The organism is Pseudobacteroides cellulosolvens ATCC 35603 = DSM 2933, assembly GCF_001262605.1.
GTDB lineage: Bacteria > Bacillota > Clostridia > Acetivibrionales > DSM-2933 > Pseudobacteroides > Pseudobacteroides cellulosolvens.
Genome location: NZ_LGTC01000001.1, coordinates 2714795 through 2741211 on the forward strand (window position 1 = coordinate 2714795; position 26417 = coordinate 2741211).

14 protein-coding genes, 3 tRNA genes and 1 pseudogene are annotated in these 26417 nt (G+C 35.9%); 7 read left to right on the forward strand and 11 right to left on the reverse strand.

Annotated elements, in window-relative coordinates:
- Positions 1 to 129 precede the first annotated feature (129 nt).
- A complete protein-coding gene (locus Bccel_RS10950; RefSeq protein ID WP_050753372.1) occupies positions 130 to 1326 on the reverse strand; it encodes a copper amine oxidase N-terminal domain-containing protein in 1197 nt (398 codons plus the stop codon).
- 114 nt (positions 1327 to 1440) lie between these two features.
- A complete protein-coding gene (locus Bccel_RS10955) occupies positions 1441 to 3111 on the reverse strand; it encodes a nucleoside kinase (RefSeq protein WP_036941849.1) in 1671 nt (556 codons plus the stop codon).
- Between the two features lie 248 nt (positions 3112 to 3359).
- Here Bccel_RS10955 and Bccel_RS10960 point away from each other — a divergent pair, with 248 nt between their 5' ends.
- Entirely contained in the window at positions 3360 to 4208 is an 849-nt protein-coding gene (locus Bccel_RS10960) for a PIG-L deacetylase family protein (RefSeq protein WP_036941846.1), read from the forward strand.
- Between the two features lie 181 nt (positions 4209 to 4389).
- Entirely contained in the window at positions 4390 to 5994 is a 1605-nt protein-coding gene (locus tag Bccel_RS10965) for a peptide chain release factor 3 (RefSeq protein WP_036941842.1), read from the forward strand.
- A 121-nt stretch (positions 5995 to 6115) separates the two neighbouring features.
- On the opposite strand, the gene Bccel_RS10970 is transcribed toward Bccel_RS10965, so the two are convergent.
- The 5 genes from Bccel_RS10970 to Bccel_RS10995 all read right to left on the reverse strand — a co-directional run bounded on the left by Bccel_RS10970 (position 6116) and on the right by Bccel_RS10995 (position 10108).
- A complete protein-coding gene (locus Bccel_RS10970; protein WP_036941839.1) occupies positions 6116 to 7018 on the reverse strand; it encodes a DUF1186 domain-containing protein in 903 nt (300 codons plus the stop codon).
- A 108-nt stretch (positions 7019 to 7126) separates the two neighbouring features.
- Positions 7127 to 7199 (reverse strand) — tRNA-Lys (locus tag Bccel_RS10975).
- A gap of 3 nt (positions 7200 to 7202) precedes the next feature.
- Positions 7203 to 7279: transfer RNA gene (locus Bccel_RS10980), tRNA-Gln, on the reverse strand.
- Between the two features lie 61 nt (positions 7280 to 7340).
- Positions 7341 to 7417 (reverse strand) — tRNA-His (locus Bccel_RS10985).
- Positions 7418 to 8182: 765 nt separating this feature from the next.
- Positions 8183 to 10108 carry an NAD(+) synthase gene (locus tag Bccel_RS10995; RefSeq protein ID WP_036941833.1) on the reverse strand — a complete coding sequence of 642 codons (1926 nt, stop codon included), beginning with the start codon at positions 10106 to 10108 and terminating at the stop codon, positions 8183 to 8185.
- 447 nt (positions 10109 to 10555) lie between these two features.
- Here Bccel_RS10995 and Bccel_RS11000 point away from each other — a divergent pair, with 447 nt between their 5' ends.
- From Bccel_RS11000 to Bccel_RS11020, 5 genes are all read left to right on the forward strand, one after another.
- Positions 10556 to 12163 (forward strand): peptide ABC transporter substrate-binding protein, encoded by a 1608-nt coding sequence (locus Bccel_RS11000; RefSeq protein WP_036941830.1) that lies wholly within the window; start codon positions 10556 to 10558, stop codon positions 12161 to 12163.
- A 22-nt stretch (positions 12164 to 12185) separates the two neighbouring features.
- On the forward strand, positions 12186 to 13796 hold the full coding sequence (locus Bccel_RS11005; protein WP_036941827.1) for a sensor histidine kinase: 1611 nt from the start codon (positions 12186 to 12188) through the stop codon (positions 13794 to 13796).
- Positions 13789 to 14436: a response regulator gene (locus tag Bccel_RS11010; protein ID WP_036941824.1), complete on the forward strand. Its 648-nt coding sequence runs from the start codon at positions 13789 to 13791 to the stop codon at positions 14434 to 14436. The genes Bccel_RS11005 and Bccel_RS11010 overlap by 8 nt, the downstream gene beginning before the upstream one ends.
- A gap of 260 nt (positions 14437 to 14696) precedes the next feature.
- Positions 14697 to 16106 (forward strand): peptidoglycan DD-metalloendopeptidase family protein, encoded by a 1410-nt coding sequence (locus Bccel_RS30920; RefSeq protein WP_036941820.1) that lies wholly within the window; start codon positions 14697 to 14699, stop codon positions 16104 to 16106.
- Positions 16107 to 16304: 198 nt separating this feature from the next.
- Positions 16305 to 19127: a hypothetical protein gene (locus Bccel_RS11020; protein ID WP_036941818.1), complete on the forward strand. Its 2823-nt coding sequence runs from the start codon at positions 16305 to 16307 to the stop codon at positions 19125 to 19127.
- Between the two features lie 164 nt (positions 19128 to 19291).
- On the opposite strand, the gene Bccel_RS11025 is transcribed toward Bccel_RS11020, so the two are convergent.
- The 4 genes and pseudogenes from Bccel_RS11025 to Bccel_RS11040 form a co-directional block, all read right to left on the reverse strand.
- Positions 19292 to 20074 (reverse strand): radical SAM protein, encoded by a 783-nt coding sequence (locus tag Bccel_RS11025; RefSeq protein WP_036941815.1) that lies wholly within the window; start codon positions 20072 to 20074, stop codon positions 19292 to 19294.
- A gap of 325 nt (positions 20075 to 20399) precedes the next feature.
- Positions 20400 to 22163 (reverse strand): MMPL/RND family transporter, encoded by a 1764-nt coding sequence (locus tag Bccel_RS11030; protein ID WP_420848044.1) that lies wholly within the window; start codon positions 22161 to 22163, stop codon positions 20400 to 20402.
- A 186-nt stretch (positions 22164 to 22349) separates the two neighbouring features.
- A pseudogene (locus tag Bccel_RS32550) lies at positions 22350 to 23449 on the reverse strand (MMPL family transporter); the annotation flags it as partial.
- Between the two features lie 233 nt (positions 23450 to 23682).
- The gene (locus tag Bccel_RS11040) at positions 23683 to 26337 is read right to left on the reverse strand and encodes a valine--tRNA ligase (protein WP_036941810.1); all 2655 of its coding nucleotides are present in this window, start codon (positions 26335 to 26337) and stop codon (positions 23683 to 23685) included.
- Positions 26338 to 26417 lie beyond the last annotated feature (80 nt).

The window sequence follows — 26417 nt, forward strand, 5'->3', positions numbered from 1 at the left end:
AAATTAAAAGCCATTAAAGTTCAATCACTTTTCATATAATAATATTATATCAAATTGTTAATTAGTTAACAATCACTTGAAAAAATTACTGCATATCAGGATTTACTATCCCAATATGCAGCAGGTTCATTAATTATTAAAAATGTTGCCCATTTCACTTGCATCTTTAGCATTCTTTATTACTTCGTCCGGTATTTTAACTGTAAAATCTCCATTAATATCACTTAAGGTGATAGAAAAACTTCCATTTGCTTCAGGCTCATCTCCTGCACTTCCATCGTTGCTTTCATCAATCTCCATGATACAGCTCTTCATTATATAAGTCTTGCTGTCGAGTATTACTTTAACACTATAATTGGCCGGGATTTCGTCACTATCAGTTGTAGATTCTTCTCCCATAAGAGAACTGCCTAAGTTTGATAAACTGCCAAAAAACGCCGCCCCCTGCAATACAATCTCATCTGGATTATCACTTTCTATCTTAACCAGGCCTGCAGAACCGACATCATCTGCTGCTATCATATTCATTCCTAATTCCTTGTTAATTACAGTATCAAAATTTTCTTTTTCAGACTTGGTCTTAACCCAGTTTTCAAACAAAAACCCTTTCATATACTGCGTATCTTTATCATAGTAATACTCCATTGTTATACTCATTCCCAACGCCTTCATGTCCATCAGCATGTGTGCAACCTTACTGGTTTTATCCATTTCTATCTTCATATCTCCGCTCATTGACACGGAAATAGGAGTAGAAGCACTTTCCTTCGCACTCTCTTTTACATCCATTTTAATATTCATTTTCGCTTTATTGACATTTTTCATTGCAGCTTCAGACTTAGCAAGTATTTCCTTAACCTCATTAAAGGATGCTGGTTCTTTAATGAGAACCGATTTGGTTTTTCCGTCCCATACAACCTTCTTTCCTAGGCTTTCTGCAACAAATCTTGCAGGTATGTACGTCCTGCTTTTATAAATTACTGGCGGAACATCCAGCTCAAAGCTGGATTCATCAACCTGGGCTTTTTTATTCCCAACTTGCAGGAATATCTTTTTTGAATCCTTGTTTATGGTTATACTCTTCTCCTGAGGCTCCCATATGATATGGCTGTCATCATTCTGTACCCCCAGTTTTTCCAAAACAGCCCTCAAAGGAAGTAACGTCCTGCCATCCTGCATAATAGGAACATCAGTATACCGACCAATCTTACCATCTATGGCAATCTTGATATCAGGGCTTTCTGTAATTTTGCCTGCCGCAAAGGAAGTCACTGCAACTCCCCCGGCAATCAAGCAAGTAGTCATGATAGTTAAAAATTTCTTCATTAAATAGTCCTCCCGATTTTATTAATTTAGTTTTAAATGTATTCTATGATTTACATCTAATAATTTTATACAATTATTGCTTAATAATCAATATGTTTAGGTCTTAATTATTTCTTAACAAAAACAGCTTCCTCCAAGAAATTCCTTAATAATAGAGTTTAAAGGAATCTCTTTTGTCTCAATGGGAAGGAAATTACCTAAAAATTCTACAAGCCTTTTAGCCTCGGAATATTCAGGCGATGTACTTCCAATATCAGCAAGCAGAGGCTCGGCCAAGACTTTGAGAACACCTAATTCATATACCAGTGCAGAGTTAAACATGATGTCAGCTTCCTCCTGAAAAGGAAAAATATTTTTTTCCTCTCCTCTTCTCACAGACGGCCATCTCTGCAAAGTATTAGCTGCAGTGCTTCCTCTGAACTGAAAATCCCTTACAATTCTCCTAATAAGTCTTGAATCGGTAGTAGGGATCCTGTTATGATCATCAATACTGAGAGATGTCAGTGCACTTACATATATTTTAAACTTTCTTTCCTTTGGAATAAGAGATGTAAGTTTTTCATTGAGACCATGGATGCCTTCTATTACAATAAGCTGATCATCATCTATTTTAAGTCTCCTTCCTACATCATCCCTTCTTCCCTTAGTAAAATTAAATATCGGTACTTCAACTTCCTTTCCGGAAATCAAGTCACTGAGCTGCTGGTTAAAAAGCTCCACGTCAATGGCTTCTAATGCCTCAAAATCATATTCGCCCGTTTCATCCTTAGGTGTATGCTCTCTGTCAACAAAATAGTCATCAAGAGAAATGGTAACCGGCTTCATACCATTTACCCTAAGCTGTATTGAAAGTCTTTGAGCAAAAGTCGTTTTGCCGGAGGACGAAGGTCCCGATATAAGAACAACCCTTTTTTTATGCTCATTATTAGTTATCATATCGGCAATTTGGGCAATTTTTTTCTCATGTAATGCTTCAGAAACTCTAATCAGGGTATTTATCTCACCCTCCATTATAATATTGTTTATGTCGCCCACATTATTAACTCCAAGTATGCTTCCCCACTTTTTATATTCCTTAAAGATTGCAAACAGTTTTTTCTGTTCTTCAAACTCGGGTATTTTAGAAAGATCTCTTTTGTCCGGATATATCATAATCATACCCTGTTTGTAAAATTTGAGTGCAAATTTCTTGATATAGCCTGTGCTGGGCACCATATATCCATAAAAATAATCATCAAGCCCATCAAAGTTATACATTGTCACATAAGGCTTTCTCCTATGCTCTACAGCCATGTACCTATCTATTCTTCCGTTCTTTTTAAAAAGTTCCTTTGCATCTTCACAGGACATCATTCTTTTAACGAAAGGTATATCAGCCTTTATCAGTTCCCACATCCGTTTTTCAATCTTTATAACCTCATCCTCATCAAGCTGCTTTTCACCTTTTAATTCACAATATATTCCCTTACTAATCGCATGACAAATTACCAGTTTTCTATCAGGAAACAAATCATGGACTGCTTTTATTAATATAAAATGCAGACTTCTTCTGTACATCCTCATCCCATCATCATCACACAAATCAAGAAACTCCAAATTACAATTATTAGTAATCATATAATTAAGCTCTTTAATATCATTATTTACTTTTGCTGCCAAAATAGGATATTTATAATACTTTTCGTAGTCCTTTGAAATCTCTTCTAAGGATGATCCTTCAGCAATAAGCCTTTGTGTCCCATCCTTAAAACTAACTTTAACCATTCTCAGATCATTTTCATTCATATTTTGTCCCCTCTATCCTGTCTCGTATATTATTACAATTTAGACCAAAGAACAAAATCGCGAAGTGATTTTGTATCCTTGATGTTGTCGTGAGAAATTAATTCATATAATAATATTCTATAAAGGCAGTAAAATTCCTCTTTTAAAATGTGTATTAGATTTGACATGGATTATACCATAATATAGAATCATTTTAGGGTCACTTTATTTCGATATATTGAAATATGATTATTCAGGAGTTGATAAATTTGGAATTTATAAAAACTGACGCTGAAGTATTTATTCCAGATGGTAAGCCTGTGGTTGAAGCATTGAAGCGAACCACCCACATGACGGTTTCAGCACACCATGATGATATTGAAATCATGGCATATCATGGTATTGCAGAGTGCTTTAACAGCAACTCCAACTGGTTTACAGGTGTGGTTGTAACCAATGGTGCTGGAAGTTCAAAGGGTGAGTTCTACAGTTCGTTTTCTGAAGAAGAGTTTATTAACATAAGAAAGCTTGAGCAAAAGAAAGCTGCTTTTATAGGTGAATATAGTGCAGTAGCAATGCTTAACTACACCAGTGCAGAAGCAAAAGACCCGGGTAATACCGATATTATAAAAGACTTAAAGCTTCTTATATCTAATGCAAAGCCGGAAATCATATATACCCATAACCTTTTTGACAAACACAAAACCCATATAAGCGTTGCGTTAAAGGTTATCGAAGCTGTCAGGGACCTTGAACCTTCTGAAAGGCCCAAGAAGCTGTATGGGTGTGAAGTCTGGAGAAGCCTTGACTGGCTCATGTCCTCCGACAGAGTTACCTTTGATGCATCAGCTAATCCTAACATTGCATCAGCCTTAATTGAGGTGTATAACTCCCAAATCGCAGGTAACAAGGAATACCATAAAGCTGCTATAGGCAGAAGACACGCAAATGCTACCTTTTACAGTTCCCATACATCAGATTTATCAAAAAATTCCATATTGGGAATGGATCTAACTCCACTTATAGTTGATACAGCTATGGATATTTCATTATTTGCCAAAGGCTTTATAGAAAGATTTAGTGTCGAAGCTTTAAATGCAATTAAAGATGCACTATAAATACTCTTACATTTGTCTTAATCAAATCTATTAAAATCTTCGCAAAATGTTTGATTATTAACACTTTTAAACTTTTATAATAGATATATTTAATTTGACAGGAAATAATAATTTACTATAAAATTAATCTGCCGTCTTATTTGGCGGAGCATAATGAAAAATTATCGAAAGAGGTTCTAAAATGCCGGATTTAAAAGAAACGATATGTAATGAAGTATCACGTAGAAAGACCTTTGCCATCATATCTCACCCTGACGCAGGTAAAACAACTTTGACAGAAAAGCTTTTGCTATATGGTGGTGCTATCAGGCTGGCTGGATCTGTAAAATCAAGAAAAGCCAATAAACATGCAGTTTCAGACTGGATGGAAATAGAAAAACAAAGGGGTATATCTGTAACATCAAGTGTTCTCCAATTCACTTATAATGATTATTGTATAAATATACTTGATACACCCGGTCACCAGGATTTCAGTGAAGATACATACAGAACTCTTGTTGCAGCCGATAGTGCCGTAATGCTCATCGACGGAGCAAAAGGTGTGGAGGCACAGACAATCAAGCTTTTCCATGTATGCAAAATGAGGGGAATACCTATTTTTACCTTCGTTAACAAAATGGACAGGGCCAGCAAAGATCCATTTGAATTGATGGAGGAAATTGAAAACGTCCTTGGAATACGTTCATATCCAATGAATTGGCCTATAGGTACCGAGGGAGATTTCAAAGGAGTATATAACAGAAGCAAAGCTCAGATAGAGCTGTTTGATGGAGGAAATCACGGACAGTCAACAGTATCATCCACAATAGGTAGTGTAAATGATAAAGTTTTCGCCGACCTTTTAGGAGAACACCATTATAATAAATTATGCGAAGAAATTGAACTTTTGAATCTTGCAGGAGACGAGTTTGATAAAAAGAAAATAATGAGTGGTGAATTGACCCCTATATTTTTCGGAAGTGCAATGACCAATTTCGGTGTACAACCATTCCTGGAAGAGTTCCTTAACCTTGCACCAAAGCCTGGCTTCAAAAAGTCTTCAATTGGTGATGTTGATCCTGAAAGCGATAAACTTACAGGATTTATTTTCAAGATTCAGGCAAACATGAATCCCACTCACAGAGACAGAATAGCATTCCTCAGAATTTGTTCCGGCAAATTTACAAAGGGAATGGGCGTTTACCATGTTCAGAGCAAAAAGGAAATACGTCTTGCACAGCCTACTCAATTTATGGCGCAGGAAAGAACCATTGTAGAAGAGGCTTATCCAGGAGATATAATCGGCCTTTTCGATCCTGGTATTTTTAATATTGGTGATACCTTGAGCGAAGGAAATTCCCAACTTAAATTCGACGGTATTCCAATATTCCCTGCAGAACATTTTGCAAGAGTCACTGCTTCCGACTCTATGAAAAGAAAACAATTCCAAAAAGGAATAATGCAGCTTTCAGAAGAAGGAGCCATTCAGACTTTCAAGCAGATTGATATAGGTATTGAAGCACTTATTATTGGTGCTGTCGGTGCATTACAGTTTGAGGTTCTTGAATACAGACTGAAATATGAGTATGGTGTTGATATAAAAATACAACATCTGCCTTTCAAACACGCAAGGTGGATAATAGGTGAAAATATTGATCCTAGGAAGCTTAACCTCACAAGCTCTACAATGATCGTAGAGGACAATGAAAAACATCATGTACTGCTATTTGAAAATGAATGGTCAATACGCTGGGCTGAGGAAAGAAATAAGGACATCAGCCTTGTTGATATAGCCACAAACTTTTAAAACGAAATTCAAAAGTATACGCTATAATTTCCAAGACATTATAAAGGAGTGCTGCCATCCTACTTTAAGTAGTATTACAGCACTCCCTTTATTTTCATCAACAAATAATGTTCATCAATAATTATCCGCAGCACTTTTTATACTTTTTCCCGCTCCCACAAGGACACAGCTGATTTGGTCCGACTTTCCCAGAATTTGCAGCCTTATCCCCTGCCTCATTGCCATCCTCGTCAAAACAGCTCCAATCCTTTATTTCTTCAATAGTATCCTCTATAAAGTTGTAATATCTATCACTTTTGGTAGCTTCAATTACTTCATCCTTGCTCTTCTTTAAGTTTTTTTCAACTGATTCAAGTTCAATAACCGATTCATCTACAAACTCTTTTTCATATGCAGCCCTGATCTCATCTATTACCTCTGCAGGATACAAATCATTACAAGCAGATACCACTTCTGCCATTACTGCCTCATTCTTATCCCAGCTATCAGAAACCAATAAGTCCTTGTAATAATTCAAAACCTCTCCCCTGTCACTGGTTCCCTGAGCAGCAAGTATTGCAATAGCTGCAACACCATGGCTTCTTATTATATCATCAATATTGTTGTCCGTAATTATAGTCTTTATTGGCTCATAATCATTCCCACACAACGACGCAAGCAATCTTCCTGTAGATTCACATAATGAATCACCAAACAATTTGTACGGTAAATCATCCGGAAGCTTTAACAGCTCAACATACATGCGATATGCTTCTGTCACTTTGAATTGTGCTAAAAGATATATGGAATAAATATGTCCAAAATAGTCTTCATCATTGGCATATCTCTTATAATTGTCATAAACCTTCTTCAAAACATCCAGCAATACCGGTACAGCTTCTTCTTTTCTTTCTATCAGATTTCTTAATACCGGTTCAGGAAAACCAACTTTATTGAATTCGATAAACTTTATAAGATCCGAAATGGAATATTTACTATAATCAACATTATTAGGCATTTTGTTTTTATTTTTATCATTTACCATAACTTATCCCCTTCGCTAATATCTTATTATCACGGATTATCATCAGTTAAAATTCCTGGACATTTAAAAATTCCGGGATCGTATAATCCCGGAATTTTTAGTTTTTAGTGAGCCATCCGCGATTCGAACGCGGGACACCATGATTAAAAGTCATGTGCTCTGCCAACTGAGCTAATGGCCCTAATGGCTGGGATGGCAGGATTCGAACCTACGAAATGCCAGAGTCAAAGTCTGGTGCCTTACCGGCTTGGCGACATCCCAATATTGAGAAGTGTGAAGTCGATTATAAACAATTGCAACTTCTCACCTCTATATGTATAAGTGGGGTGGATGATGGGAGTCGAACCCATGACCTCCAGAGCCACAATCTGGCACTCTAACCAACTGAGCTACACCCACCACATCAGTGCCTCACAGAAGGCACAAAGATATCTTAAGGCAAAAAGACCAATCTGTCAATAGAATTTTTTAAATTTTTATCATTTTTATTATTTCGACATTTTTCTTAGTATAATTAATATAAAATATATAAAAAATTTACAATAAAAGTATTTCTCTTTTTGTTGAATAATGTTAAAATATAAATGCAGCTGGCAATATTAATAGTGATAAATCTATTACATTTATCTTAAGCAAATCGCATTGAACACACATTATTTGCTACACCAAATGTAAGATTATCAACACTTTTAATATAACAAAATATATAACATAATTTTAAATACTTTAAAGCTTTGTGATTAGTCACCTTTGATTTGGCAAAAAACAAAAATTTTATACTTAAGATAAATGGTGAAAAAAATGTTACTAGCTTTTTTTGAGGGAATTACCATAGGAATTGTTACAGGGATTGTTTTAACGATTCTTTTTCTTCGCTATTTATGTATTATTAGAATAAGCGTTGTAAAAAAATCGCAGAAAAATAATCCTAAAGAAATTAAATCGCCATACAGCGACATAAATTTAATGGATACCAAATATAAAGATTGCGGTTAAAAACAATATCTAACCTATATGGTATTGTTATTGCATGCAGATTTCTATGAAATGCTTGGCTTAATAATATTTTTCATTAAAAACAACGGTATACCCTAAGAAAACATATCTTAAGGCATACTGTTGTTTTTTGATACGCCCTTAATCTATTGATCAATTAATTACCGGTTAACAACTAATGTTTTTAAGCCACAGATTTGCTTCCGCATCACTTGGCATACGCCAGTCTCCCCTTGGAGATAAGCTGATAGTTCCAACTTTAGGTCCATCAGGGAGGCATGACCGTTTAAACTGCTGAGTAAAAAATCTCTTTAAAAATGTTTTCAGCCATTTTACAATTACTTCGTCTTCATACCTTCCATTAAAGGCTTTCCTGCATAAAAACAGGATTTTGTCAGGTGATGCTCCGTATCTTATCATGTGATAAAGGAAGAAATCATGTAATTCATACGGCCCTATTATATCTTCCGTTTTCTGATTTATCTTACCCTTTTCATCAGGCGGCAGCAATTCGGGGCTTATAGGAGTACTGAGAATCTTTTTAAGGACCGTTCTGGTATTTTGCTGCGACATGTTGTCGGCAACCCATCCTACAAGGAATTTTACAAGGGTCTTTGGTATACTGCAGTTTACAGAATACATGGACATGTGGTCACCATTATATGTACACCACCCCAAAGCCAATTCCGATAAATCACCTGTTCCAATTACCACGCCGCCTATCTTGTTGGAAATATCCATAAGTATTTGGGTCCGTTCCCTTGCCTGTACATTCTCATACGTAACGTCATGAATTGCCATATCATGCCCGATATCCTTAAAATGCTGAATACATGCAGGCTTAATATCGACCTCACTTATGGTGACATTCAACGATTTCATCAAATTCAATGCATTATAATAAGTTTCATCGGTTGTACCAAATCCTGGCATAGTTATGGCATGAATATTCTCTGTAGGAATACCCAGCATATCAAATGTTTTCCATGTTACCAGCAAAGCCAGCGTTGAATCAAGTCCACCCGATATTCCAATCACTGCATTCTTCATACCCGTATGAAGAAGTCTCTTTGCGAGCCCTGCCGTTTGTATTGCAAATATCTCCTTGCACCTTTTATCAAGGCTTCCCGGATCTGAAGGAACAAACGGATGGGGATCAACAAACCTGCATAGATCATTTAGCTTTGTTTTTTTGATATTAAAGCCTATTTTCCTTGCTTTATTCTTAACATCAGCTTCCATAAAGCTGGTGTTTTTCATCCTGTCATTGTTTAACTTTGCCACATCTATTTCGCAGCACAGGAGTTGCCCCTCCATAGAAAACCTTTCGCTTTCAGAAAGCACCCCTCCGTTTTCGGCAATAAGTGCATGTCCGCCAAAAACAACATCTGTTGTTGATTCATAAATACCGCTTGATGCATATACATAGCCGGCAATACACTTTGCAGACTGCTGTTTTATAAGCTCCCTCCGGTATTCGCTCTTTCCAATAATTTCATTGCTTGCTGAAAGATTAAAAAGCATTGTTGCTCCCAACATTGCTTGATACGAGCTTGGAGGAACAGGTACCCACAGATCCTCGCATATTTCTATCCCAAAACATGCACCGTTAAAATTAGCAGCATCAAATAAAAGATCTATTCCAAAGGGAACACTTTTACCGCATAGATTTACAGAATCACTTAATGCCTTTACTCCTGATGCAAACCAGCGTTCTTCATAGAACTCCTTATAACCCGGTATATAGGTTTTGGGAACTACCCCAAGGATTTCACCTGATTGTATAACGACACCCGAATTGAAAAGCTGTGCATCAACTTTAACGGGCATTCCCAAAATTGCTACTATATCGGTATCCCTGGTATTTTCCAGTATACTGTTTAAATAGGTCATGGACTGCTCCAATAATATTTCCTGGTGAAATAAATCTCCGCATGTATATGCTGTAATAGAAAGCTCCGGAAACAGTATTATCTGACAATCCTCTTTATCAGCCTTATTTATAAATTCCACTATTTTGCCGGAATTGAATTCACAATCAGCAACTTTCAGTTCCGGAACTGCAGCCCCAACTTTTACAAAACCATAATTCATAAATATCACCCAACTTATAAAATAATTAAAATAAGTGTACCACACTTTTAATTATTAAATAAAGTTATGAATGATAATTTTTCAGGTTTTTATATTTTCAACTTTCAATATTTTATAGAAGTATGGATTTACCCCGAAATTTTTATTATGCAGCCCTTCATTTACAAAGCCTTTGAAAATTTACCTATATATGTTGCGGAAAAGATTCTACATTAGCAAATGCCAGTTGAATCGTATGCATTTGCATTATAAAAATGAATTTTTCGCAACATATGAACCAATGAAAATGCTTTGCAATAATTAAGAACGTAAAATGATTATTGCAAAACATATATAGATAAATTTATTAATACAACTACATGGGTATGTATGATAAAATTGTGGTGTTATGCTATTGATTGTATGTAAAAAACACTATTAATTATTTCTGTAAGTCATGGAGATTTTATGATATTTAGAAAAAAAGCCAGTATAATTATTATTATTTTAATAATAATAACAGCTATTTCTGGTTGTGCATATGAGCAAAGAAAAAAACAAAATCTGGTAGCAGCTTTGGAATTCGGGGTTACAACTTTAGATCCGGCATATCTCAGGCTATTAAATGAACAGTACCTCGCATGCAATCTATGGGAGGGTCTTATCAGGAAAAATGTCGATGGCTCTATTGAGCCCGGTATTGCAGAAAGGTATGATGTATCGGAAGATGGATTAAAATATACATTTTATCTGCGTAAAGGTGCAAAATGGAGCGATGGTAAACCTGTTACAGCAGGACAGTTTGAATATGCATGGAAACGTGCTTTAAATCCCAGTGTGGATTCATCTGTCGTTTTTATGATGTACTTTTTAAAAAATGGTGAGGCATACAATAAAAACAAGGCAAAAATAAATGATGTAGGCGTGAAAGCAATAGATGACCATACACTTGAAGTCACATTGGAGAAGCCTGCCCCATATTTTCTGGAAATACTCAGTTACCATACATATTACCCAGTCAGGCAGGATATCGTTGAAAAAGATCATGCTTCATGGCATAGAAAACCATATATGCTTGTAAGCAACGGTCCCTTTTATGTAGAAATGTGGAATTACAATGAGGAAATTAAAACAGTAAAAAATCCATATTATTGGGATAAGGAAAATGTAAAGCTCGATTCAATTACTTTTTTATTGGAAAAAGACGGCAACGAAATATGGCCTAAGTATTTAGCTGGAGAAATAGACTTTGGATACGTATTTGCAGACAACAGGAATAATCTGATGAACGAGATCACTACCAGAAAAAACAACGTAATTTCGGAGGTTTCCCTATCTACCTACTATTTGTACTTTAATTCAAGAAATAAGCCTTTTGATAACATAAAGGTGAGACAAGCATTCGAACTGGCACTTGACAGAAAAGGACTGGTAAAAGTGCGGCAAAAAGCAGAGAACGTTGCCACCGGCTTCGTACCTCCAGGCATGCCGGATGTAGAACCAGGTTCGGATTTTAGACTAGCCGGCGGAGAATTTATGCATAAGGAATTCTCCATTGAAAATATCAGCAAGGCCAAAATCTTGCTAAAAGAAGCAGGATACCAAAGCATGAACAACTTTCCTTCTATTGTAGTCCTTACAAAGGATACAACCGGAGTAGAATTTATAGAAAAGGAGTGGGAAAAAAATCTCGGTGTAGATATAATACTTAATAAGTGCAAAAGCGAACTTTTTTCTCAAAAAAAGTCGGAGGGTGACTATGATATAGTCATAAATAACTGGATAGCAGATTTTGCGGATCCTATAAATTTTTTAGGATTTTTGGCCAGCGAGAATTCATTTAAGGGCATACTTCCAAATGAGTATTACTTATTAGTGGAAAAATCAAATGCCGTTGCTGATAATGCTCAAAGGCTGATATTACTTCATGAAGCGGAAAAATTATTATTGGATTCCTATAGTTTGATACCTTTATTTTTTAGGAAAGATGTATATTATATAAAACCCTGTGTAAAAAACTATCTGAAAACTCCATTAGCTGAAATCTATTTTAGAAATGCATACATAGAGGAATAATGACATATTGGGGAGAGGAATTGTGCAAATAATCAGAAAGATAACCGGAAACAATTTACTGGTAAAAGTTCTGGCATTGATACTGGCGATTATACTTGTAACTATTATCTCATACAATATTTCCAGCATATCAATTGATAAGAATTATGACGCTTTGTTAACCCAAACTATAGACTACCAAGAGCTCGATGCTATTAATAATTTTTTCAGGTATCCTGAAAATATAATAAATATTTTATCTAAAAATAAGGATCTGCCAGAATACAGCGAAAATAACAGGCTATTAAAAATTAGCATACTTTCATTATTCGAATCGATTATTATTGGAGATCCCCGTATTAGTAATATTTATTATGTTTCAAACAGCGGAGAAGTTATTTGCTATAAATCTAAAGATGATATCAGTGCCAATTGCACCGGAAAGGTTTGGTATAAAACTGTTGTTGAAGCTAAACCAAAAATTAACTGGTTATCACATAAAAGTGATTTTACCGGTTCTGATGTTGTTAGCTGTTTGCATCAGGTAGCAGACACTGATGGCTCTGTCAAAGGGGTTATAGGTTTGGATATTGAACTGTTTAAGCTGTCTGAGAATATAAAGATTGGAGAAAAAGGCTATTCCATGGTATTGGATGCTGACAACAAGATAATTGCACACCCGGACTATAACTATCTTGGTCAATATATTTCCAGCGACCAGCGTATTAATATGAACAATGCATATGGCAAAAGCTTTATCATGAACATAAATAACGAAAAGTATAAATGCAAAGTATTGCCGGTTGATAAACTTCCTTCCTGGAAGTTTGTTAATGCTATTCCAGTCAGCGAAATCACCCATGACAAAATAACCTCTGTTATTTGGCCAATCCTTCTTAGTCTTGTATGTTTAACAATAGTTATTGTTATTTATTTAAGGCATAAAGAAACTCAGCTTTTAAACCAAAAGCTTACGGATGCCAATGAAAAGTTACTGCAGTATTCTTCTACTATAGAAGAGCTTGCCGTTTCAAGGGAACGGAACCGTCTGGCAAGGGATGTGCATGATACCCTCGGTCAAACACTTAGTTTACTGATTACACTATTGCAAGTATGCATTGTATCTTGTAAGAGGGACAGTGAAGAAACTGAAGCACACCTTAATAAAGCTGTAAATATTACTAAGGAAGGTTTGAAAGAAGTAAGACGTTCAATTTCAGGTTTAGTCCCGGAAAAACTGGAAAACAATAACCTATTTGATGCATTAAATGGGCTGGTCACTGATTTTGAGAGCTTGGGAATGAATATTGAGCTATCGGTAAACAAGTTTGACCAAAGCTTAGATTCCATATATTCAGAAGCAATATACAGAATTTGTCAGGAAGCTCTTACAAACTCAGTAAAACATGGTAAGGCCACAGAAGTTAGTATCATAATTAAGTTTACGGATAATGCTATTAAGCTCTTTATTTTTGATAATGGCCTTGGCTGCAAAAACATGGGCTCCGGAAGCGGATTCGGACTAAAAGGAATGAAACAAAGGATTGAAAAGTTACACGGAGATATCAAGTTTGGTTCAAGTGGTGACCAAGGTTTTAATATTCATGTTGAATTACCGCTGCAATCTCTAAGAGGAGGTATAAAAAATGATTAAGGTTTTATTAGTGGATGATCAGTTAATAATGCGAGAGGGTATTAAAATAATACTTGAGCAGGACAAAGATATAAAAGTAGTTGGTTGTGCTGAAAACGGAAAAACAGCACTTAAACTTTGTGAACGTTTGTCACCGGATGTCGTCTTGATGGATGTTTTAATGCCCGATTGTGATGGTGTTGAAGGAACCAGATTGATAAAAACCAAATTTAAAAATACAAAAGTTGTCATGCTCACCACATTTAACGATGATGAAAATATATCAAATGCATTAAACTATGGGGCTGATGGGTATATTCTAAAAGAAATTAAACCCGATGACCTGATTCTTACTGTTAAAAGTGCAGCTGCCGGGCTAAGCATCATGCATAAGGACACATATAAAAATGTTGTTAAGAAGGTGAATTCCCAAAATAAAATATCCATTATTGAAAATAGAGATTTAAAGGTTAACCTATCCGAGAGGGAATTAAGCATCATAAGGCTCATTGTTGACGGAAAGACCAACATTGAGATATCCAATTCCATAAATCTTACTGAGGGAACCGTCAGAAATGTTATTTCAGGAATATTAAAAAAACTTAATCTTAAAGACCGAACCCAATTGGCAATTTTAGCAGTAAAAAGCGATTTGGTTTAGTTTAAATTTATTATGGTATAAAATTACATCTGTCATTTTATTTTTTAATCAGTGATAAATGTAATGATTTTGATGATATTTGACATATTGTTTTAGGGCATAAAAAAAATGATAATGGTAATGGCTGAAGAACACAAACAGCTGTTACCTTTTTTTTAATTTATTACCTAAAATAAAATTGCCGGCATTTATAATTGGGTAAAGTTAAAAGTACTGTAAAAGTGATAATAAACATTTAATTTTAATGGAGGATTTTAAAAATGATAAAAATGAGTAATAAACTAATGATATGCATCACCATCTCGGTAATCGCTTGCCTGTTTTGTATGAATTTATCTACGCTTGCAGCTACTTCCACAAGTCCGAGAATAGCTGTTCAGTTAAATGACGACACCCTTGTCACAAAGGATAATTCTCTTACCTCTGTATGGACTACTCAGATTGGTGGAGTAGAAGATTACCAAATTGAAGGAAATAGAATTGTTACTAAATCTAAAGATGGTAAATTAGTAGGAAAAGATGGTGCTTCTTCCCCATGGACCACTTTGATAGGCGGCGTTGAATCATTTAAATTAGAAGGCAATAGAATTATTGCAAAATGCTCAGGTGGAAAATTGATAGCCAAAGATGGATTAAACGGTACATGGATTACCCTGATAGGCGGTATAGATTCATTTGATGCAGAAGGTGACAGAATTGCTGCTAAATACTCCGATGGCAAGCTTATAGCAAAAGACGGTATAAATGGTACATGGGTTACTTTAACAGGTGGTATAGATACATTCAAATTATCAGGCAATAAAATTGTTGCTAAAGACAAAAACGGAAAGTTAATGGCAAAAGACGGAATGTATGGTGCTTGGATTACTTTAGCAGGCGGTATAGATACATTCGACATGCAAGGGGACAGAATTATTGCTAAATACCCTAACGGTAAGCTAGTAGGAAAAGATGGAATAAATGGTACATGGGTTACTTTGATAGGCGGTATAGATACCTTCCAACTTGAAGGTGACAGAATTGCTGCTAAATGCTTAGACGGTAAATTGATAGCTAAAGACGGACTGTATGGTACATGGATTACTTTGATAGGTGGAGTAAAATCCTTTGCTCTAAACAAAAATATCATAGCAGCAATAATAACAGATGACATTTTAGTAGCTAAAGACGGTATTCAGGGTACATGGCTTACTTTAACCGGCAACGTCAAAAACGTTAAGCTTACTTCAATTACAGCTGAAATACCAGATCCACAAAATGAAAATATAACAGCGTTTAAATGGCCGGTTCCAGGAACAGACACATCTGATATTACATCAGGTTTTGGAATCCGTGTACATCCTGTAACAAAAGCAGCCGGATCAATGCATTACGGAATAGACATAGCAGCACCTGAAGGATCAGATATTGTGGCTGCCGAATCAGGAAAAGTTGTTTTTGCGGAGTCTAGCGGAAGCTATGGAAACCGAGTAATAATTGATCATGGAAACAATATAAAAACAACTTATAACCATTGCAGCCAGTTCCTAGTTCAAGTTGGATATCAAGTAAGCAAGGGCCAGGTTATAGCAAAAGTTGGATCCACAGGAAGAAGTACCGGCAATCATCTTCACTTCGAAGTAGTTAAGAACGGCAGTTGTGTCAATCCATTAGATTACAAATATAACTAATTTACATAATTATCTACGAACAAGAAGGTATAAGTCAAACAGATTTAATGTTTGATCTTATACCTTTTTAATTATACCTTGTTGACAAAATCATTCATTATTTTGTTCTATACATGCTAAATATTTCATTATATAATTAAAGCGTAAACATTGGTTAACACTAATCAAATCAATTTTATTCTAGGGGGGGTATTCATATTGAAAAAATTTTTTTGCAATTTGAGTTGTTTAATCTTATTTGTATCATTACTGGCTCTGTTATTGCCGTGTGTTTCCTATGGAGCCGGCAGCACTGCAGAAAATGCTGTAAAGCTTTTATTAAAGGATACAAGTAGTAGTCCATGTACTGTAAAGATTTTTAGTAAATACAGCATGGATAGAATGTGGCCTGTGAGTGAAAGTTTATATGAAAAAACATTGGAGAAGATGGGTAATGACACATTATTAACTGTAAAAAATCTTGATTGGAAGGATAACGATACATACGAGATATGGGTTATAGATGGCAAGTGCATGTATTCCACATTAGTTAAGGAAGAAGATTTAAATGTTACTAAAACTATGTCAACCGAATCATATGCACCATTCAAAATCAACTGCTCAGATTTAGGAAATAACATCATCATTGATGCTGTAAATATATATTATACTAATTTATCAGGATATGGCCTTAATATTGCAAATATTTTTAATGTCACAGATGGACAGATTCTTCTTCCTCCAGGAATTTATAATATCCAATTAAGTTTATATGATAACACTACAGGCGATAAATACTTAGCATTAAAGAGAAACTATGACACAGTAAAATCAAACAATAATGTTACTCTTATAAAAAGCGAATTCGCTAAAATGGGAATTCAGTTTGATAATCCAAAAAACATACCTATTAAGAGTGCAAGCTTAAAGTTACTTGATTGGGATCTATATGAAGGTGATGCGTTTCCAGTTAATTTTTCAGATATTGCAAACGCTAGCCTATATGTCACTAATCAAGGCTATCGTGGTTACTCTGTAGAACTTGATACCGGAAATAATTGTGTTATTAAATATTCGAAGCCTTCCTCCTACCTTTCTCCAAGTGATATTATCCGCATAAGTGCAAAAATAAATGCAGAATTTTCTCTTCCCTACCATTCCTTTTTACCCAACGAATATATATATAATAGACAATTTAAATTAACGGATAAATACTACAATACGGTGGAGATAATTAAGGGGAATTATATTTTGAAAGTTTCCAACGAAAGCGAATCCCATGATTTTCTATTTTCAGATAAATTTATGTTACCTGATATTTCCGGAGTCTTTGACATGAGCATTGCAATAGAGAATGTACCCTTTGAAATTACTTTAGAGAATAAGAAAATATACATAGGTTCGCCCATTCCATCCGATATTTTTGGTGAAAATAAAGTTAGTTTTCTTTTAAAAAACTGCCCACAGAATATACAAGCTGTTAAAGTTAGTTATAATCAATACGGTACTGATTCCTTCTATTGGGAAAACATACCTGCAATAGAAGAGAAAATTGGAGATGATATTCTTTATACAGTTGGGAATGTTTTTGGTGGCAAAGATAAAAAATATTTTACTGTCTGGCTCACAACTGGAAACTCACTCTATAAGTATACTCTGACACAATCTGATCTTAATAAAACAATTTCCCTGTCAAAGGAAGATAATCTAATACCATTTACAATCGATACTTCAAAGTTGGGGCAAGATGTAAGGGTCAAGTCATTAAGCCTATTAGTCAACCCTACTTCAGACTTTGACGAAGTGGGTAATTTAACAGATATACCCTATAATTCAGAGTTACCAGGCCAAAATATTTGTTTTTTACCTGAAGGCTCATACACACTTAAGCTTAATATGATTGATGCGTCTGGCAACATCTATAAAGCTGCAATACCGGATTTCCAAATTTCCAAAAGCAACAGCGTTTTAAATTTCACTCCAAAAGATTTTACAAAAATGAGCTTTGAAATAAACAATACATCATCAAACAAAATGCTTTCATATACTTATAGACTGTACGTAAAGTCTGCTGGAAGATCAGACATGGATATAGCTTATTCTTCTACAGAAACTGCAAGAGATGTTTACTTTTTAAAAACAAAAAACTATGGTTATGAGATGTACCTGGCATTTGCTGAGTACGGCGGGGAGCAGAAAATTCATTATAAAAAGCGTACACCAGCTATCATGGAGCAAAATCTTGTTATTAAGGCAGATACAAATTTCCAGGCAAAATTCAATTTGGACAAGAATATATATAAACCCGGCGAAAAGATGTTTGTCGGATTATATGATATTTATAATATATTAGTCTTTGATAGTTTCGGAAATCCTTTAGACATTCAGCCAAACCTTATTAATAACGTAATTGAGCTAGATAACGGAAATACTAGTCATAAGTATTATTTTACCCCTAACGACTGTGAAGTAATATTTCCAAATGATCCAGATGAGTATAAAATGAAATATTATATTGATGGTTTTCCACTCCCCTTTATCCCTTGTGAAACAACAGTATATATAAATAATGGCAATGCCATTTCCGGGTATATAAAGCCTGATTTTATTACGGGTAAAATAGATCCAAGAGCTATAAACGGTTTTAAAGTTGAGATTCCCGACGCACAATTCTTCACACACACTGACGATAGAGGGTATTTCGAAATAGTAACCACATCTTTAAATATCGCAAGCAAACTAAAAATAAGTAAGCCTGGATATTTGGCAAGAGAAATACCATTAACTCCATCTGAAGGAAATATTTCTGTAAGTACGGCACAATCACCAATTAGCATTTTCGCAGGTGACCTTAATATTAACGGCAAACAGGACGGCTCAATAAACATGGCAGATATAGTTAAGATGGCAACACGCTTTAATACCGTTTCAGGTAATGAAGGTTACAGTGTTGAATGCGATTTCAATATGGATAACTCCATAAATATGGCGGATGTTATCATAATAGCAAAACATTTTAACTGTACTTCATTGGACTATTAAGAACAAAACCGCTTGCGATTTTGCAACCTTGATCGTTGTCGTGAGAGATTGTGGTGTAAATACACCATAACTTCCTAGACATGAGGCAGATTAGTACGATCCATACGGATTATAGATACCGAACTGTAAAGTTATATATTAGTTCGGTATCTATATATATTTCATCAAACAAAGCTCTTTACCTCTACCCTCTTTATGATTTTTTTCAGTTCTTCCCTCATAAATGCAATCTCTGTGGGATTCGGTATTCTCAACCCCTTGAACTTTCCTCTAGGATTAAAGATAATAAGGCACATGGATTTCACGCCTAATTCCTTACACCGTGATGCTACACTAAGCAATTCCCTGTCATTTATTCCAGGAAAGTATATGGTATTTACCTTAACAGACATATCACTGTCCATACATTTTTTCATTCCATTAAACTGGCTTTCTATTATTCTTGTTGCCATAGCTTCAGAATTTACTATAATCTCATTATTAACTATAATTCTCGAGTAAAGCTTCATCAAAGCTAAATTTGATACAGCATTCAAGGAAACATTCACCTTCTGTACATTTAACTCTTTCAGCTCTTTAACCAATTCATCAAGAAGCAAACCATTAGTGCTTATACCGTATATATAATCAGGCATGCAGGAGTTAAGCCTCTTTAGCACTTCAAATGTCTGACTGTTATAAAGCGGCTCTCCCGGCCCGGAAATCCTTATTGTTTTTATCCTGCTGTTTCTCTTCGCTGAAGCATAGGCCCAGTTAACTGCCTGTCTCGGAGTCATTGCTCTGCTTAGATGTGCAGGATTGTTTCCATTATTAATACAATCTTTTTCTTTTGTACAATAATTGCACATCATATTACACAGCGGTGCTACAGGAAGCGATAATTCCTCAAACCATGTGCTCAGCTTTTCATCAGCATAACATACTTTTTGATCTGATTGGCTCAACATAAAAAAACACCCTCTTTGCAATTTTATAAATAGAATATTCAAAATACCAACAAAACCTAAAATAAAAAGCTTCCCTTTCAACAGAATAAATCTGTATCAAGAAAAGCTTCTACGCTATTTAACAACTACTTACAAGGTAGTATATAAATTTTTAATTTCTTAAGCTAAATATTAACACACACCAATTATTATTGCAAGTGCAACTTATAAAATTTCATTTTTCCATTTATTTGATTCATTAGACGAATCAATGGAAAGTTATATATCAGTTCGCCTGGAATAGCCCTTTTTCGGCGATTCCGCTCACTGTATATAACTATTCCATTTATTCATCTCTAGGCAGTATCTTTACCTTTCTTCCTGGCCACCAATTAAGCTCTCCTACCTTAACAGCTATTGCAGGCACAAACAAGGTCCTTACTATAAATGTGTCCATTAGAAGGCCTATTACCGCGGCAAAACCTATTTCAAACAAAGGCTTTATAGGGGAAGCCAGAAGTGCTCCAAAGGTACCTGCCATAATAATTCCGCAGGAGGTAATTATTCCACCCGTAGAAGCCAGTGCTCTTGCTACTCCTCCTGTCACATCTCCAGGCTTATATTCCTCCTTTACCCTTGATATCAAGAATATGTTATAATCTACACCGAGAGCAACAAGCAGACAGAAAGCAAAAAATGTAGTGGACCAACTTAGGCCCTCATACCCCATAATCAGCTGAAATACAACATAACTTACGCCCATTGTTGTTGCATAACTTATAACAATTGTAAGAAGCAAATATATAGGTGCAATTACGCTTCTTAAAAGCAGGCAAAGAACTACAAATATTCCAATCAACACAAATAACATAAGTTTTACAAAATCGTCCGCAGTAATATCTCTTACATGGTCAAAAGTTGCTGATATTCCTCCTACATGCATTTCGGAACCATCGAGATATGATTTTTTCAAGGTCTCTTCCGCTACCCTTTTTATAACCTTTGATGTATCCAACGCTTCTATTTTATACGGCGGAATAGACAGTACAACATCAATTACCATACCCTTTGAATCTTCCGAAATATATTGATTCATAGCATTTTTTAAATCCTTGAATGCAGGATCTATTTCTTCTGCATTGGCAGGTATGAAGAATGTGCTGTCGCTATCCTTGTGTGCCGCATAATATTCATCAGCGTAAAGCTTTATTTTATCGAGGCCTTGTGTTAGCTTATTAAGGTCAACCTTGCTGTTGCTTAAACTTGAAAACGCATCCTTCAAGCTGTTCATGGCATTAGTTATCTCGTCCTGTGCCAGCTTCTGTCCATCTTTTATTTGTTCTAAAGCAACCTGAACCTGATTGAGTGCCGACGATGATTTATTTAAGCCCTCACTTACCTTTGAAAGCCCATCTTTTGCAGATGATATACCAGCACTTGAAGCTGACATACCCTTTTTGATATCCTTAAGCCCAACTGATATTTTCCCCATGTTATCTGATACACCCTTAACAGTACCCAAAGCAGTCTGATAGTTTATATCCTGTATAATTTCTGGTTTATCCTTAGCCATTCCTTCAAGGCTTTTTGCTGCGTTTCCCAGTGCGGCATTTACCTTTTCTATCCCCTGAACTGTATTATCTACCCCTGAAGTTAGTTTTACAAGTCCTCCGCTTATACCTGTAAGTCCGTTCACAGCACCATTGGTACCTTCTCCCAGGCTCTCAAGCCCGTCATTAACATGGGATATACCCTGTATAGTTTGCCCAGTGGCATCAACCAGCTTGCCAAAGTCACCTTTTCCAGACATATCATCTGCCATTTTACCCAGCTCTTCCAGCTTTCCAAGACTATTCTTTGTATCATCCGACTTCTGGGAATTATCCATTTCCTTTGACACGCTGTTTAAGAAGTATGATACAGTAAGCTCATTCCTCTTATTCCCATCCGGTCTTGTAGCGGAACGAACCTTAGCTACATTGTCTATCTTTGATAAGTTATCGGAGATCTGCTCAACTACCTGCAGCGACCGATTATCCCATATGTCTTTATCAGACTTGATCACCACTTTTACAGGAAGTATATCCCCCTGCCCAAAATGTTCACTCATAACTTTGAAACCCTTGACGCAATCCGCAGAAGCAGGTAGTTCATTTAGCTGATCAAAAGAACGGTCCAAATATTTTACTGAAACAATAAATGGAATAAATACAATGAGGCATACTACAATAAACCTGCCCGGCTTTCCAGTAACCAAAATTGAAAGCTTGTGCCAGAACGTGCTTTGCTTTTTAATTTCATGTACTCTAGAAGGATGTGCTGGCCAGAATATTCTCTCGCCAAGGACTGAAACGATGGAGGGGGTCAAAGTCATTACCGCAAGCAATGTTATTGCAACCCCTATTGCCACACTAGGACCTGTTGTCTTGTAAAGCCCAAAATTAGCAAAGAACATCATTGAAAATCCTATTATTACGGTACCTGCACTGGAAATTATAGCTTCTCCTGTACTGGGAATTGAGCATTTTAAAGCTTCCACCTTATCTTTTCCCTGGGATATTTCTTCTCTGAATCTTGAAATTATGAGGAGGCAATAATCTGTTCCTGCACCAAACAGGACAGCGATGAGGAACGTCTCGGTAAAGGATGATACATTAAGGCCTAAATCTGCCAACCATGCTACAACCCCTCTGGATATAAGGAACGAAATTCCAATAGTCACCAAGGGAACCAATGGGCAATGGGTGATCTATATATGAGCAAAAGCACCACAATAAGGAGCACTATGGTAATCATAGCTGTAATTTCCATGCTCTTATTGACGATCTGGTGTTCTTCCTGCACAATTGCAGCATCACCTGTTACACTAACCGAAAGCTCATTTGAACGGACGGGCATATCCTTAATATTTTGATCTCCACTTTTTTTAAGCCCATCCCTTATAGATACGATAAGCTCATTTGACTCTTCAGTATACATTTTAACATCAAGGTTTATGATCATTAATGCTGCCATTTTATCCTTGCTGTACATAATGCTTTCATACTCTTTTTTAGATGCAGGAGATACTATGTCTGATATCTTATATTCTTTTTCATTCTTTTTAAAATAATCCTCAAGGCTTAACATATACTTCTTATCCTGATCCGATAACCCCTTTTTATTTTCAAATATAAGGGTAAGGCTGCATTTACCTCCCTCATCAGGAAATAATTCATTATAAAGTTTATTGGCCTTAATAGGATCGCTATTTTCAGGTAAAAAGCTCTCCTGATTGCTGCTTGCAACTTTGGAAAGAGAAGGTGCAAAAAGTTGTACAGCTATCACAAATACAATCCAAAATACTATGAACACCCATCTGAATTTTAAAACCAGCTCGCTCAATTTCCTTAGCATATATTAGCTCCTCCAAACATTTTGCATAGATAAAAAGTAATTATAGATAAAACACTTTAAACCTCAATTCGTTCCAACTGCTCATATGGCTAAAAGCCGGTAATATGGCAGTTGGTTATAACAATGTTTAAAGTGTTTTAACAGTAAATTTATTTTGCAGTAAATCAAAATACTGCTGTTTTTTATTTAGTAATGCCTTAGAAATAACTTTGTATCCTAGAGGTTGTTATTTCTTAGCCATTACTCAATCCCTTAATTCTCTCAACAACTTTATCGTACATTTCTTGATATTTCATTAGCTTGGACTTTTCTTCTTCTATAACCTTTTCAGGTGCCTTAGCCACAAAGCCTTGATTTGAAAGCTTTCCTTTAACTCTTTCCAATTCTTTCTCAAGGTTTATTTTTTCCTTTTCAAGCCTTTCAATTTCCTTTTCAATATCTACAAGGGCATCTAGAGGAATAAATATTTCTGCCCCGGCAATGACTGAAGATACAGCATCTTCAGAAATACCGTTTTTATCCTGCTGAACCACAACATCTGATGCACTTGCCAACTTCTCAAAGTACATTTTTCCTTCTTCAAGTATCTTCACTTCTTTAACCCCTGAAGCTACGAAGATTATTTTAGCCTTTCTTGATGGCGGAACATTCATTTCTGCCCTGATATTTCTTACACTGCGTACAGCTTCCATAATAAGCTGCATTTTAGCTTCGTCTTCCGAATAGTTATATTTTTCAATATATTCCGGCCATTTTGATACCATTATGCTCTCATCATCATTGATAAGGTGGCAGTATATCTCTTCAGTTATAAACGGCATAAATGGATGAAGCAGCTTTAATGCATTGCCCAAGGTGTAATTTAAAACATACTGGGCTTCAAGCCTGGATTCGTGTTCCTTATCGTATAGCCTTGGTTTAACCAACTCAATATACCAGTCACAGAATTCTTCCCATATAAACTCATAAACCTTTTGAAGGGCAATTCCCGCTTCAAACCTTTCCATATTTTCTGTAATTTCTTTAGAAAGGTTGTTAATTCTTGTAAGTATCCACTTGTCGGCAACTGTAAATCTCCCTTCTTTTACTTTGGAGAAATCAATATTTTCATCAAAATTCATAAGAACAAATCTTGATGCATTCCATACCTTATTTGTGAAGTTTCTGCTGGACTCAACCTTTTTATCCGAGAACCTTAAATCACTTCCCGGTGATACACCTATGGTAAGTGCAAACCTCAATGAATCAGTACCGTATTTATCTATTACCTCTAAAGGATCAATACCATTACCTAATGATTTGCTCATCTTACGGCCTTGCTCATCCCTAACTATTCCATGGATAAATACATATTTGAAAGGCTCTTTTCCCATTTGTTCCAGACCGGAGAATATCATTCTTGCAACCCAGAAGAATATTATATCATAGCCTGTAACAAGTACACTCGTTGGATAGAAGTATGCCAGTTCCTCTGTATTTTCAGGCCATCCTAATGTTGAGAAAGGCCATAATGCAGAGCTGAACCATGTATCGAGAGTGTCGGGATCCTGCAGGAATTCTGTACCGCCACAGTCAGGACATACATCGGGCATATCCGCTGCAACTATTACCTTTCCGCATTTTTTACAGTAATAAGCGGGAATTCTATGCCCCCACCACAGCTGTCTTGAAATACACCAATCCTGGATGTTTTCCATCCAGTTAAAATATATTTTGGCAAATCTCTCAGGTACAAACTTGATTGTGCCGTTTTTAACTGTTTCTATAGCAGGTTCAGCCAAAGGCTTCATATGAACAAACCACTGTTTTGATATCATAGGTTCAATAACAGTGCTGCATCTGTAGCATGTTCCAACATTGTGATTATGAGGCTGTATCTTAAGAAGCAAGTCCATATTCCTAAGATCTTCAATCATCTGCTTTCTTGCTTCATATCTATCCATTCCCTGGTATTGTCTTGCATTTTCATTCATGGTTGCATCATCGTTCATAACCTTTATCTGTGGAAGATTATGTCTTAATCCAACCTCAAAGTCATTAGGATCATGAGCTGGAGTTATCTTAACCGCACCTGTTCCGAAATCCTTATCAACATAACTGTCGGCAATAATGGGTATTTCCCTGTTAACAAGGGGCAGGATAACCATTTTACCCAAAAGGTGCTTATACCTTTCATCATCAGGATTAACTGCTACAGCAGTATCTCCCAGCATTGTCTCTGGTCTTGTTGTTGCAACAACTATAAACTCATTGGAATCTTTAACAGGATATTTAATATGCCAGAAGCTTCCTTCCTTTTCCTCATACTCAACCTCTGCATCAGAAATTGAGGTATTACACTTAGGGCACCAGTTTATAATCCTTTCACCCCTGTAAATAAGCTTCTTGTTATAAAGCCTTATGAATACTTCCTTAACCGCCTCTGAAAGGCCCTCATCCATTGTGAATCTTTCTCTTTTCCAGTCACAGGAGCTGCCGAGTTTTTTAAGCTGTTCAACAATCCTGCCTCCATAGAGTTTTTTCCATTCCCATGCTCTTTCCAAAAACTTCTCACGGCCAATAGCTTCCTTTGTAATTCCTTCTTTAGCCATAGCCTCAACAATTTTAGCCTCGGTAGCTATACTTGCATGGTCTGTGCCGGGAAGCCACAATGTGCTGTAACCCTGCATCCTCTTCCACCTTATAAGTATATCCTGAAGGGTGTTGTCAAGAGCATGACCCATATGAAGCTGACCGGTAATGTTAGGCGGAGGTATAACAATGGTGTAAGGATCTTTTTCTTTATCTATTACTGCATGAAAATAGTCATTATCCATCCACTTTTTATAAAGTCTTTCTTCAACCTGCTTTGGGTCATATGTTTTTTCAAGGTTCTTATTTTCTTCCATACTATTCGACCTGCCTCTCTTATTTATTGATTCTTATTTTTCTTTTCTTAAATTTTTATTGCTTCTGGAATTCCCAAATA